Below are 13,338 nucleotides of genomic sequence, written 5' to 3'. Positions count from 1 at the left end.
AGCGTAGTAGGGGAGAAGTTTGGAAATGAGAACCATAACCCCGGAGGGGTTCAACATAGATAGCCCCGGGTTTTACCCGGGGTTGCATCGGGGTTACCTACTGGATGGACCCGGTCTGGATGGACCCGGTCTGGATGGATCTGGATTTTAATCCGAGGTTTTCGTTTAGTTAGATGGATTTGAATCCCTTACTTCCACCATTTAGCAGAGCCCAGCTACTACGAGTGCTCTATCCTAGAAAGAATCCTGAAAATAAACCGTTAGCTCATCCTTCAGTAGAAACTCATGGCTGGCGGGTTTGGCTGAAAAAGCGGGAGCCACTATTCCTTCATGAATGCGATTGGGGCTGCGGAAAATCCGAATCTCATCCCAGAGATTTTCGTTGATAAATGATTCCAGTAATCGGGTTCCTCCTTCGACGACCAGGCTTTGAATCGAACGCTTTCGAAGATCCTTCACGACAGAAGAAAGGGTCCATTCTTCTGGCACAACCCACTCCGTAGTAGATGTAGCCTGCCGCTCTGAAGTGCTATAAATCAGCGTGGACTGAGAGTCGTCGAAAAAATGAGCATTGCGAGGTAAACTCAAGGTTCGATCCAGCGTAACCCGAACGGGATCTTTCCCTTTCCAGAGCCGAACATTCAATTGCGGATTATCATAACGAACCGTATTTGTTCCGACCAGAAAGGCATCCTCTTGCGTTCGCCATTTGTGAAGCAACCTTCTAGAAAGAGCATTTGAAATGTGCAGAGGCTGGTAATCGGGCCCGGCCAGAAAACCGTCAGCGGTTTCGGCCCATTTCAGAATAATATACGGTCTGTTTTTCTCAAAATACGTAAAAAATCGACGGTTCATGAGTCGTCCCTGAGCGGCTAATACGCCCGTTGTCACTGCAATACCAGCGTCACGTAATTTTTGAATGCCTCGTCCGGCAACCAGCGGATTGGGATCATCATTACAGATAACCACCCTTTTTACCCCTTCATTTACCAGCCGGTCGGCACAGGGAGGCGTTTTTCCAAAATGGGAACAGGGTTCTAAGGTGACATAAACCGTTGCTTCGGGTAGTAAATGACGTTCCGCTACAGCATTCAAGGCATTCACTTCCGCGTGAGCCTGACCGTATTTTTGATGCCAACCTTCTCCAATAATCCGGTTATTATGAACCACAACGCAACCTACCATCGGATTTGGCGATACCGATCCCTGTCCTAACTGAGCCAGTTCGAGGGCTCGCTGCATGTATAATTCGTCCATCCGATTTATCATCAATAATCACTACGAAGCTAAGGTATAAAACGAAAAAACGCTGAGTCAATGGCAAAACCATGGAATCAGCGTTTTAGTAATGAGGCGTCTGAAAGATTTGATAAAATTTTATTTCATTCAAACACTCAAACATTCAAACATTCAAACATTCAAACATTATCCTATTCTCAAACTATTGTTTCAGTAAAGCCTCCGCCTGACTTTTCGCGGATTTCAGTTCGCTTTGAATCTGCTCAATATTTTTCTTGATTTCTTTCTGAATTTCAAGGTGTTGCTCTGGTGTAGCATCAGGAGCTTTCTTGTGTTCGTGGTGATGGTGTTCGTGCTCGCCGTCTTTATGCTCATGTTCGTGTTCATGCTCAACGCCGGGAACCGTCACCAGATTTTCCTCCCATTCCTTGAAATCAGTTTTGACCTTATTCAGGGACGCGATACTGGCAGCTACCGCAGCAGTATCCGTAACGGCTATTTTTTTGTTAGCTAACTGTGATTGAAGACTATCCAGCGAAGCGATTTCAGGCTCAATGCTTTCCATAATCTCATGGGCTTCATTGTGAATAGCCGCGGCTTCTTTCAATTGTGGATTTTCTTTTTCCTGGCAGGAAGCCATCATAAACCCAATGGTCAGGGCCGAAAGGGGGAGAAGAAGTTTACGCATAATCAGAAGTTCGGATGAGTGAACGATGTATAGCAAGCGAAAATCAAAGCTACGCGGAGATCGCGATTATTGGTAACTTATTTCAGACAACTGCAAACCTTTTCGGCGAAGTTGTTCGAGTAATTCATCTTTACTAATCTGCCGAAAATCATAACGTACCGAAATGACGCCTGCGTTGAGAGGTTTGAGTTGCAGGACACCAGTCACGTTTTCCAGGCTTTGTTCTACCATTTGTGGCGTAGTTTCGTCATCCAGAGCTAAAGTAAGCTTACGAGCATTGAAAACCCGCTGCACCTGGGCCGTTGCCATTTTCTGATCGTTAGACATCAACCATTCGTGAGGGATACTCCAGGCGGCAATGGAGAAAACCAGTAACATCCAGAACGTGGCCTTTTCCCACTTCAGACGCGTATCTGATTTATGCTGAAAATATAAATGATAAAAAGACCAACTCATCAAAATGACTTGCCCTCCCACCAAATACCAGCGGTAATCCAAAGCCCACTTTAAAATCGACGAAGAACCGCTCAGGCCCATGACTGCCGCCATCAAAGGCAATAGGCAGCATAACCAGTGAGCAATAATTGTGACTAAAGACGTGGACGCATATACAATCGATTTCATAGCTTCTGCAACTTGGTTGCAAAATTACAATATTATTCCCCAACAAGTTCCCTTTTTCTAAAAAAATCGGACGAATAGGGTATTTTACAGAAAGAGGATTAGTGGGGAAATTTTGCGGGAAGAAGACAAAAAAGACCTTGTAAAGCATAGTCATCAGTAGCTATCTTTGTTTTCTATCCCATTTTAATTTCGCCCGTTACTACCCTAATGCGGCTAGAACGCTCTTAATTACCCATTATTATGGCTCGTCCAGCGAAGGAAGGTACCGTGAAGCCGGAGAAAGAAACCCCTCTGAATCGTCAGTATAATCAGATCAAAGCCCAGTATCCGGGAGCTATTTTACTTTTCCGGGTGGGTGATTTTTACGAAACGTTTGGCGAGGATGCCGTGCGAGCCAGCAAGATTTTAGGGATTACCCTCACTAAACGAAACAACGGTGGTTCAGGGGAGACGCCACTCGCCGGTTTTCCGCATCATTCCCTCGATACATACTTACCTAAACTGGTACGGGCGGGGCAACGGGTAGCCATTTGTGATCAATTGGAAGACCCGGCAACGGTAAAGGGTATTGTGAAACGGGGCGTAACGGAGCTGGTTACTCCCGGCGTTTCTTTCAACGATAATGTACTGGATGTTCGGCGGAATAACTACCTGGCTGCCGTTCATTTTCACAAAGATATCATTGGCATCGCCTTTCTTGACGTATCAACGGGAGAGTTCCTGACGACCCAGGGAAATGCAGCTTATATTGAGAAGTTACTGCAAAGTTTTAGTCCAGCGGAGGTGTTATTCTGCAAGAAAAACAAAGCGGAATTTCAGGGAAATTTTGGTGACCAGTTTAATACTTATCAGCTTGAAGACTGGGCCTTCACTCAGGATTTTGCCTATCCTTTATTAACCGGGCATTTCAAGACTACAACCTTGAAAGGGTTTGGCGTTGAGAATCTGTCCGAAGGAATTGTGGCGGCGGGTGTTATTCTGCATTACCTGGCCGAAACCGAACACCGGGAAATCAGCCACATTACCAGACTGAATCGCTTAGAAGAAGAAAAATACGTCTGGCTGGATCGCTTTACCATTCGAAATCTGGAATTGGTGTCGGCCCAGCAGGAAAATGGCGTTCCGCTGATTAATATTCTCGATCAGACGCTCACCCCGATGGGTGCCCGGATGCTACGCAAGTGGCTGGTCTTACCGCTCAAGGATTTAAAACCTATTCAGGAACGGCTAAATACGGTCGAACTGTTATTGAACGATAACGAGTTGGCTGAAACACTGGACCTTCATCTGAAACAGATTGGTGATCTGGAGCGTCTCATTTCCAAAGTAGCCGTACGGCGGATTAATCCCCGCGAAATGCAGGCTCTCAAGCGGGCTTTAACACACATCGCTCCGATTCGAAACTGGTTATTACAACAAAGTGCGACGCAGCCGCTACTCAAAAAATATGCTGAGCAGCTTAATCCCTGCGAATTCCTACTGGATAAAATTGAAAAGGAATTACGCGAAGATCCGCCATTGGTAACGAATCTGGGCAACATGATTAAATCCGGTATTGATGAAAAACTGGATGAGTTACATCAGATTGCTTATGCCGGGAAGGATTTTCTGGTCAATATTCAGAATCGGGAGGTTGCCAATACCGGAATTACTTCCCTGAAAATTGCCTATAATAAAGTTTTTGGTTATTACCTAGAAGTAACGAATGCTCATAAAAACCGGGTTCCGGCGGAATGGATTCGAAAGCAAACCTTGGTAAATGCGGAACGTTACATTACGCCTGAACTCAAGGAATACGAAGATCAGATTCTGAATGCAGAAGATAAAATCTTTGTGATTGAACAACGGATTTTCAATGAGTTAATACAAACAGCAAGTGAATATGTGGGTCCCATTCAGCAGAATGCTCAGGTATTGGCCGTGCTGGATGCGTTGCTGAGTTTTTCTAAAACGGCCCGAAAAAATAACTACGTCAAACCATCAGTAAATGACGGAAACGCAATTCAGATTACGGCGGGTCGTCACCCCGTTATTGAACAGCAGTTACCGCTTGGCGAAAGTTATGTTCCTAACGACGTGCGGCTGGATGACGAAGAGCAACAGATCATTATGATTACGGGACCAAACATGGCCGGTAAATCAGCCTTGCTCCGGCAAACGGCTCTGATTGTGCTCATGGCCCAAATGGGAAGTTACGTTCCGGCAACGGCTGCCGAAATCGGTTTGGTGGATAAGGTATTTACACGGGTAGGGGCGTCTGATAACCTGAGTCGGGGCGAAAGCACTTTCATGGTCGAAATGACGGAGACTGCGAGCATTCTTAATAACCTGAGCGATAAAAGCCTGGTATTAATGGATGAGATTGGTCGGGGAACGAGTACCTATGACGGAGTAAGTATTGCCTGGGGAATTACGGAGTACTTGCATAATTTACCCAATGCCCGTCCGAAAACGCTGTTTGCTACGCATTACCATGAGCTGAATCAACTGGCGGAAGATTTTCCAAGAATCAAAAATTTCAATGTTTCGGTGAAGGAGTCAGGAACGAAGGTAATCTTCCTCCGAAAACTAAAACCGGGTGGTTCCGAACATAGCTTTGGCATTCACGTAGCCCAAATGGCGGGTATGCCGGGAGCGGTAGTAAATCGGGCCAATGAAATTCTGGCTCACTTAGAGCAGGATCATATCAAGGAAAAGAACAAAGAATTGATTCGGGACATGCCCAAGGCCATTCCGGCTTATCAGATGAGTCTGTTTGGAGCAGAGAAAGATCCGCGTTTTGAGAAGATCGAAGAGTTATTGTCTCGGGTAGATATCAACGCACTGACGCCGATAGAGGCCTTGCTGAAGCTGAATGAGATTAAGAGGATAATGGAGTAATATTACGTATCGCTGTTTTTTATAAAAGCCGAAGAATAAGCTAAGAAATTATCTTGCATGCCGCTGGCAGCTTGTGTTTATAGGGTAGCTATTTGGTAGAAAGGAGCATTGCTGCCACCGAAAAAGCTGGCAGCGGCGGGAGTAACTTGTGAGTAGCTGATTGAAGTGTTTTATAGAAGCTAAATAAGTGTAAGAATTATCTTGCATGCTGCTGCCAGCTTTTCCGCTGGCAGCTTGTGTTTACAGGGTAGCTATTCTGTAGAAAGGAGCATTGCTGCCAGCGAAAAAGCTGGCAGCGGTGGGAGTAACTTACTGGGTAACTAGTTGAAGCTTCGCAAAAGCTGAATAAGCTAAAAATTATCTTGTATGCCGCTGCCAGCTTTTCCGCTGGCAGCTTGTGTTTGTAGGGTAACTATTTGGTTGGAAAGAAGTATTGCTGCCAGCAAAAAGCTGACAACGGTGCGAGAAACTATTAAATAAATAACGCTCAAAATTTAGCAAGCGGTATAATCTTAACCTGGGATGATGAGTATTTTTATCTAAAAAAGATGATCATACCTAAAATAGATTATTACCCTCCCATGCTTGCGGGGCAATTCTATCATATCTACAACCGAGGGAATAATCATGAAAACCTATTTTATTCCCACGAGAACTATCGGTATTTTCTGGAGAAGTGGCAGCAGTATCTAACTGATTACGTTGATACTTACGCGTATTGCCTATTACCGAATCACTTTCATTTCTTGATACACGTCAAAGACTTTAAAGACTATTCGCCTGCTAGTTTATCAGGGAAGTTTAGAAGTCTTTTTCCGAACTATGCCGAGAAGATTGATAAAGAGGAAGGCAGACAGGGAAGCCTGTTTCAGAAAAACTTTAGAAGAAAAATTGTAGTAACGGATCGGTACTTGACAGAATTAGTCTATTACATCCACGCTAATCCTCAAAAGCATGGGTTTTGCTCCGATTTTAAAACCTACAGCTATAGTTCTTACCTTAAGATCCTCGAACAAACTAAAACCTCCTTGCAGAAAGAATATGTGCTGAAGTGGTTTGGAAGAAGGCAGGAATATTTAAAATGCCATCATCAGTATGAGCCCACCCAAGGTTGGCCTAATTGGATACTTGATTAATAAATGGGTCGTAATCTAATAAAAAAGCTGCCAGCTTTTCTGCTGGCAGCAATACATAACTTATACTAGAAGCATAGGTTACTTCCGAGCCTTATTCCAGGCGAAGAAAGCTAATCCTGCTGCTGCTCCATAAAGCAAACCTTTGGCTACCCAATAGGAAACGGGCTTGGGCATGGAAACAATACCATTTTCATCGGTATGAGCCGGGTTATTGATATAACGACTTCTCCAGGGTAAGGCACGGGTGTCAAATTCATCGGATAACTCCTGAATTTTGGCCCGCCATTCTTTTCCGTGCAGGGCTTTTCCGTGTCCTGTTCCAACGGCACTGGGCTTAAGTTCTGCCAGTTTCCGAACGGATTTTTTAGCCGCTCGCCAGTCACAGGTAAAGTACGTTGGAGGTCCGTGCAGCGTAAGCTTCTGCGTCATGACACTAATGGCCGAACTTTGATCGGTGGTGACAAATGCATCACCTGCAATGAGGACTTTATCTTTATCCCGGAATAATGATACGTGTCCGGGTGAATGACCTGGGGTGTGAATAAACCGCCAATCGGGTAATTCATCAATAAAGCCATTGTGAGGAATCGGTTTAACCTTATCCTTCAGGTTGAGGGGACTCGTTGGGAAAAGAAACGAAAATGCTGACATCGCTCCATTACCCGCTGTTGGATCTGGTGGTGGGTAGTGCGACTTACCTGTTAGGAAGGGCATTTCCAGGGGGTGAGCGTACACCGGAACGTTCCACACTTTCAACAAGTCTTCCAAAGAACCCCGGTGGTCAAAGTGGCCATGCGTCAAGACAATGGCTTGTGGCGGATTGTCTTTACCAAACCGTGCCTCAGCCTCTTTAATAATTCGGTCTGCTGAGTTGGGAATGGCTGCATCCACTAATACCCAGGGGCTGCCTTCTTCCTGCTTGCCAATCATGTAAATGTTGACGAAGGCAAACTTCAACCCGGCCACATCTTCTGCGACATCGTACTCCGACGACATCGTAAGACTTTGTTTTTCAATCAGTTCTTGTTCCATAGGTTGGATATTTGGGAAGCATCTCTGAAAAAGCTGTTCCATTCCAACCTTTGAATCAGTTGATTCCAGGAATAGGAAAGTCGGTGGTCTGATATGGGGATGAACCACTACAAACCGCCGACTTTTATTCCTTATTAATTAAAAATCAGAGTATTACTTCTTTTTCAAAGCTTCGGCCATTTCCAGGGGCCGATCGGTGGACATGATGTCGGCACCGTTTTGGGCGAAATTAACGTATACCTGATCTCCTTTAGCCTGAGCCATTTTATCCAGGTTACCCAGCGTGCCCAGAATGCAGGGAATACCTTTCTGGTGTAAAAACTGGTAATGCTCAGTCGAGGGTTCTCTGGTTCCTACGAACGCTACCATCCGGTTATCAGGAATGCCTAATTCATGATGACGCTGGTACTCGGCTTCATTCCGAATACTTACCGAAATCATCAGGTTTGGGTCCAGCTTATACACTTTTGCCGCATCCTGGGCATTATAGGTAATGATGACGCTAACGTCTTCAGTGTGCGTTTGATGAACCATATCAACCACTTTCTCGAAAGGAACGCTGCGTTTTACATCCAGCGTATACACTACCTTGCCCTTACCCCAGCGAAGAACTTTTTCCAGGGTAGGCATGCGGAATTTAGTCACCGTTCCAGCATTATCCTTCAGGAAGAGACTTTGGGTATAATCATAAGTAATCGCATTCAGTTTGCCTTTCCCGGTCGTTGTACGGTCCAGCACATCATCGTGTAACATGACCAATACGCTGTCTTTCGTCAGTCCAATGTCACACTCAATAATCATGGCTGCTTTATTGGCCAGATACGCGAAAGATTCTATGCAATTTTCAGGATAACCCGGATAATCGCCACCGCCCCGGTGAGCACTGATCAAAGTAGGTTTACCCGCTTGAGGTTTCAGAAACTCAGTCAACCCGTTCTTCGGAACGCGGAGGTATGTTTTAGAACTACTACAGCCTAATACAAAGGCCAGGCAAAGGCTTAACAAGCCGAGACGTTTAAACATCATTTAGTTTTCAGTTTGCGGTTTATAGTTTTCAGTTGAGAAGAATACCAATTCTGGATAACCCAAAACTGAAAACGGACGACTGAAAACTGTAAACTGAAAAATCCCCGCTCTAGCGTTACCAGAGTCGGGGATTTGTTCTTGAGTATGGTTTGAGGACTAGACGTCTAATAATAAACGAGTAGGCTCTTCTAATAACTGCTTCACGCGAACTAGGAAGCTTACGGATTCTTTACCGTCAATGATGCGGTGGTCATAGCTTAACGCGATGTACATCATCGGGCGAATCACGATTTCCTTATTTACTACTACGGGACGCTCAATGATGTTGTGCATACCCAAAATAGCTACCTGAGGAGCGTTAATGATAGGCGTAGACATCATCGAACCGAATACGCCACCATTGGTGATGGTAAACGTTCCTCCGTTCATGTCTTCGATGGTCAGTTTGTTGTCACGAGCTTTTACGGCCAGATCAACAATGCCTTTTTCGATACCCGCGAAAGTTAAGTCACCTACGTTACGTAACACAGGAACCACTAAACCGCGAGGCGTAGAAACGGCTACGGAGATATCTACGTAATCGTGGTAAACAATTTCATCACCGTCAATGGAAGCGTTCACCGCTTCGAATTCTTTCAGAGCCACGGTAACGGCTTTCGCAAAGAAGGACATGAAGCCTAAGCCTACGCCGTGTTTCTCCTTGAAGCGATCTTTGTATTTCGAACGCAGATCCATGATCGGCTGCATGTCTACTTCGTTGAAAGTAGTCAGCATGGCCGTTTCATTTTTCACCGCTACCAGACGACGGGCAATCGTTTTACGAAGCGAAGTCATGCGTTGACGACGTACGCCACGCTCTTCGGTAGATGCTGGTTTAGCAGCAGGAGCGGCTTTAGGAGCTTCAGCCTTGGCAGGAGCAGGAGCCGTAGATGCTTTCAGGGCGTCAGCTTTCATGATTTTGCCACCTTCACCTGAACCCTGAATATCTTTAGGATTAATACCTTTATCCGCTAAAATCGCAGCAGCTACGGGAGTAACGCCACTGGCTTTATCAGCCACAGGGGCCGATGCAGTAGCCGCTGGTGCTGCTGCGGGAGCTGGGCTAGAGGCAGGAGCAGAAGCACCCGCACCTACTGTAATGGTAGCAATGACAGCACCAATTTCCAGCGTAGAACCAGGTTCCGCAATGATATGTAACGTTCCGGCAGCCTCAGCGGGTAACTCAAACGTAGCTTTGTCAGATTCCAGTTCGCAAAGGATCTCGTCCATTTTCACGACGTCACCTTCTTTTTTATTCCAGTTTGCAATGGTAGCTTCGGTTACCGACTCACCCATTACCGGAATTTTAACTTCAATGGTTTTGGTCTCTTCCGATTTGGCTTCCGCAGCAGGAGCAGCCTGAGGGGCAGCTTCAACAGCAGGAGCGGCTTCCGCTTTAGGAGCTTCTGCGGCAGGGGCAGAACCTGCATCACCATCCGTAGAGATAGAACAGATAGGAGCTCCGATCGCCAGCGTATCGCCTTCTTTAGCCAGAATACGCAGAATACCTGCGGCTTCAGCCGGAAGTTCAAATGTAGCCTTGTCAGACTCTAATTCACATAATACCTCATCCATTGCTACCGTATCGCCGTCTTTTTTGTTCCAGGTGGCGATGGTAACCTCAGTGACGGATTCCCCTACAACGGGGACTTTCATTTCGATGATTGCCATGATTAGGTACTTCCCCGAAGGGAGGATTCGTTCTTATTATATAATCAAAATGGCCGGATTCAGAAGTTTCCCTGAATCCGGCTCGTTAGTTATTAAGCAAAAGCTTCCTGAATTAAGGCGGCCTGTTCTTCGCTGTGGGTCTTTAAGAAACCTGTAGCGGGTGAAGCCGAAGTTTTACGCGAAATTACGTCTAACTGGCCACAACCAAATTCACGTAAAATATAAGTCCAGTAACCCATATTTTTAGGCTCTTCCTGAACCCAGTAAATTTTGGCTTTCGAGAACTTCGCCAACTCCTGCTGAATTTGTTTTAACGGTAGCGGGTGCAGTTGTTCAACCCGAATGATGGCTACATCGTTGCGACCATCTTTCTGTTGTTTGTCCAGCAGATCGTAATAGATTTTACCCGTACAGAGTAATACCTTTTTCACTTTCTTCGGATCAACAAAGGTATCGCCGATTACTTCTTTGAAACCACCTGTAGTCAGATCTTCAATCGGAGAAACGTTCAGCGGGTGACGTAACATCGACTTGGGTGACATGATAACCAGCGGCTTACGGAAGTCCCAGGTTAATTGTCTCCGCATCAGGTGGAAGATGTTCGCTGGCGTCGTTACGTTTGCGACTACCATGTTGTAATCGCCGCACAACTGCAGGAAGCGTTCGGGGCGGGCATTTGAGTGCTCGGGACCCTGACCTTCGTACCCGTGAGGTAATAACATCACCAGACCATTTTGCAGACCCCACTTCGATTCGCAGGAACTTACAAATTGGTCAATAATAATCTGAGCACCGTTAGCAAAATCACCAAACTGAGCTTCCCAGATGACCAGAGCGTGAGCGTTGGCCATGGAATAACCAAACTCAAAACCTAAAACACCGTACTCAGAAAGCAGGGAGTTGAAGATTTCCATCTGCTCCTGACCTTCCTGAATATTATTAATCTGCGTATACGTCTTGTTCGTTTCGGCATCGTGAAGAACGGCATGACGGTGACTAAACGTACCGCGTTGCACATCCTGACCCGTCATCCGAACGTTTTTACCTTCCAGTAATAGGGAGCCGTAGGCCATTAATTCAGCCGTAGCCCAGTTAACCTGACCGTTATCCTGTAACAGTTTTTTACGGTCGGTAATGAGTTTATCAATCTGTTTCAGGGGCTTGAAACCTTCGGGAAGCGTGGTCAAGGCCGTGAAAATTTTATCGACTGTTTCGCGGGAAATAGCAGTTACGGGCGATTGCTCGAAATCTTCCGCCGAACCATAGCGAAGTTTCTTCCACTCTTCGTCTAATTTCAACGGATGGAAAACGGGAGCTTCAGCCTGTTTCACCCCATCCAGACGATCCTGGAGGAATTGCTTGAATTCCGCTTCCATGCTCTTCGCCAGCTTCGCGTCTACTTTGCCACGGCTCACGAGTTGTTCGTTATATAACTCCAGAACGTTCTTGTGCAGTTTGATCTGAGAGTACATCGTGGGCTGCGTGAACGAAGGCTCGTCCGACTCATTATGACCCCAGCGACGGTAGCAAATCATGTTAATGAAAACGTCCTGGTTGAATTCCTGACGGTATTCAACGGCCATTTTCGAAACGAACATAACGGCTTCTGGATCGTCACCATTCACGTGGAAAACGGGAGCATCGATGATTTTCGCGATGTCCGTACAGTAAATAGCCGAACGGCCTTCTACCGAGTCCGTGGTGAAACCAATCTGGTTATTAATCACGAAGTGAATGGTACCACCCGTTTTGTAGGCGGGAAGTTTCGCCATTTGGGTTACTTCGTAAACAATGCCCTGACCAGCAACGGCGGCGTCTCCGTGAATCAGGATCGGCATTACTTTATCGTAATCACCTGCGAAAATTCCATCCGCCCGGCTACGTACGAAACCTTCTACTACAGGGTTAACCGTTTCTAAGTGAGAAGGGTTAGGAGCCAGCTTTAAGCTTACATCTTTACCCGATGGCGTTCTGTGCGTGCTGGAATAACCCAAGTGATACTTTACGTCACCGCCGAAGTTAATATCGTTAGGCAGGGTATCTTCCAGCTCCGGCACTTGTCCCACGAAACCACTGATGATCTCGTCGTACGACTTGTGCATGATGTTCACCAGGACGTTCAGACGGCCCCGGTGGGCCATCCCGATCATTACTTCTTCTACACCCAGATCGGCGGAAGTATTAATGATCGTATCGAGCGAAGGAATCGTTGCCTCGCCACCTTCCAGCGAGAAACGTTTCTGGCCTAAAAACTTGGTATGAAGAAACTGCTCGAAGGTTACTGCTTCGTTTAGTTTCTTTAGAATACGTTCTTTTTCTTCTTTTGTAGGATCGAAAACCAGAGCTGCTTTTTCAATTTTATTACGCAGCCACTCTTTTTCAACCATGTTCCGAACGTACATGTACTCGAAACCGATGTTACCCGCGTAAATTTTTTCGAGGGCAGCCATGATCTCGCGAAGTGTCGCCGAACGGCCTAAAAGAAAATGACCTGCTTCAAAAACGGTATCGAGGTCTTTTTCAGAAAGTTTATAGTCTTCTAAAGTTAAGCGGGCTTCCAGGTCACGCTCGTAACCCAGAGGGTTAGTTTTAGCCAATAAGTGACCGCGAGAGCGATAGGCTTTGATCAGGCTTAAAACGGAACCTTCCTTTGCAATAATACCTGCGTCGGCGGGTTTGGCTTGTCCGTTGCCGTTTGAAGAAGGAGCTACGGCGGCAGAATCACCTTTTTCACCGTAAAGAACAGAGAAATCGTAGCCTTTGAAGAAGTTTTGCCAACTGGTGTCTACACTGGTTGGGTCTTGTTGGTATTTATCGTACAAGTCGGAAATGTAATCCACGTCCGCATTGGCGATATAAGAATATTGGTCCATATCAGAAAAACTGCTCGAATAATTGGGCAAAGTTAGGGGTTGCAAAAGACTGAGACGGAAAATTTTCTGAATTTTCCTGAAAATTTCCGCCAAAAAAGTATAGCTATAGAAAACGCGATTTCCAATTGTA

General features: G+C 45.9%; 9 protein-coding genes. 2 read left to right on the top strand and 7 right to left on the bottom strand.

Annotated features, from left to right (window positions below; genetic code table 11):
• Window positions 1–234: 234 nt before the first annotated feature.
• The 3 genes from ribD to QE357_RS16515 form a co-directional block, all read right to left on the bottom strand.
• The gene (gene ribD / locus QE357_RS16525) at window positions 235–1,257 is read right to left on the bottom strand and encodes a bifunctional diaminohydroxyphosphoribosylaminopyrimidine deaminase/5-amino-6-(5-phosphoribosylamino)uracil reductase RibD (RefSeq protein WP_309709747.1); all 1,023 of its coding nucleotides are present in this window, start codon (window positions 1,255–1,257) and stop codon (window positions 235–237) included.
• Between the two features lie 184 nt (window positions 1,258–1,441).
• Window positions 1,442–1,927, bottom strand: coding sequence for a hypothetical protein (locus QE357_RS16520; protein WP_309709745.1), 486 nt, complete (start codon window positions 1,925–1,927; stop codon window positions 1,442–1,444).
• Between the two features lie 66 nt (window positions 1,928–1,993).
• Window positions 1,994–2,551 (bottom strand): hypothetical protein, encoded by a 558-nt coding sequence (locus tag QE357_RS16515; protein ID WP_157830195.1) that lies wholly within the window; start codon window positions 2,549–2,551, stop codon window positions 1,994–1,996.
• 240 nt (window positions 2,552–2,791) lie between these two features.
• Between QE357_RS16515 and mutS the strand changes: the two genes are divergently transcribed.
• Window positions 2,792–5,431, top strand: coding sequence for a DNA mismatch repair protein MutS (gene mutS, locus QE357_RS16510; RefSeq protein ID WP_106635208.1), 2,640 nt, complete (start codon window positions 2,792–2,794; stop codon window positions 5,429–5,431).
• A gap of 548 nt (window positions 5,432–5,979) precedes the next feature.
• Window positions 5,980–6,567, top strand: a complete 588-nt coding sequence (locus QE357_RS16505) for a transposase (RefSeq protein WP_309709738.1) — start codon at window positions 5,980–5,982, stop codon at window positions 6,565–6,567.
• Between the two features lie 78 nt (window positions 6,568–6,645).
• Here the strand turns inward: QE357_RS16505 and QE357_RS16500 are convergent, their stop codons facing one another.
• From QE357_RS16500 to QE357_RS16485, 4 genes are all read right to left on the bottom strand, one after another.
• Window positions 6,646–7,599 (bottom strand): MBL fold metallo-hydrolase, encoded by a 954-nt coding sequence (locus QE357_RS16500; RefSeq protein ID WP_106635210.1) that lies wholly within the window; start codon window positions 7,597–7,599, stop codon window positions 6,646–6,648.
• A gap of 153 nt (window positions 7,600–7,752) precedes the next feature.
• Window positions 7,753–8,625, bottom strand: coding sequence for a glycerophosphodiester phosphodiesterase family protein (locus tag QE357_RS16495; protein WP_309709733.1), 873 nt, complete (start codon window positions 8,623–8,625; stop codon window positions 7,753–7,755).
• 156 nt (window positions 8,626–8,781) lie between these two features.
• Complete coding sequence (gene odhB, locus QE357_RS16490) at window positions 8,782–10,335, bottom strand: 2-oxoglutarate dehydrogenase complex dihydrolipoyllysine-residue succinyltransferase (protein WP_106635212.1); 1,554 nt, start codon at window positions 10,333–10,335, stop codon at window positions 8,782–8,784.
• 92 nt (window positions 10,336–10,427) lie between these two features.
• Entirely contained in the window at window positions 10,428–13,208 is a 2,781-nt protein-coding gene (locus tag QE357_RS16485; RefSeq protein WP_307140979.1) for a 2-oxoglutarate dehydrogenase E1 component, read from the bottom strand.
• Between the last annotated feature and the right edge of the window lie 130 nt (window positions 13,209–13,338).

It is taken from the genome of Siphonobacter sp. SORGH_AS_0500 (assembly GCF_031453245.1).
Classification (GTDB): Bacteria; Bacteroidota; Bacteroidia; order Cytophagales; family Spirosomataceae; genus Siphonobacter.
The sequence above is the reverse complement of the archived record's forward strand: the minus strand, read 5'-3'. Positions and strand labels throughout refer to the sequence as shown.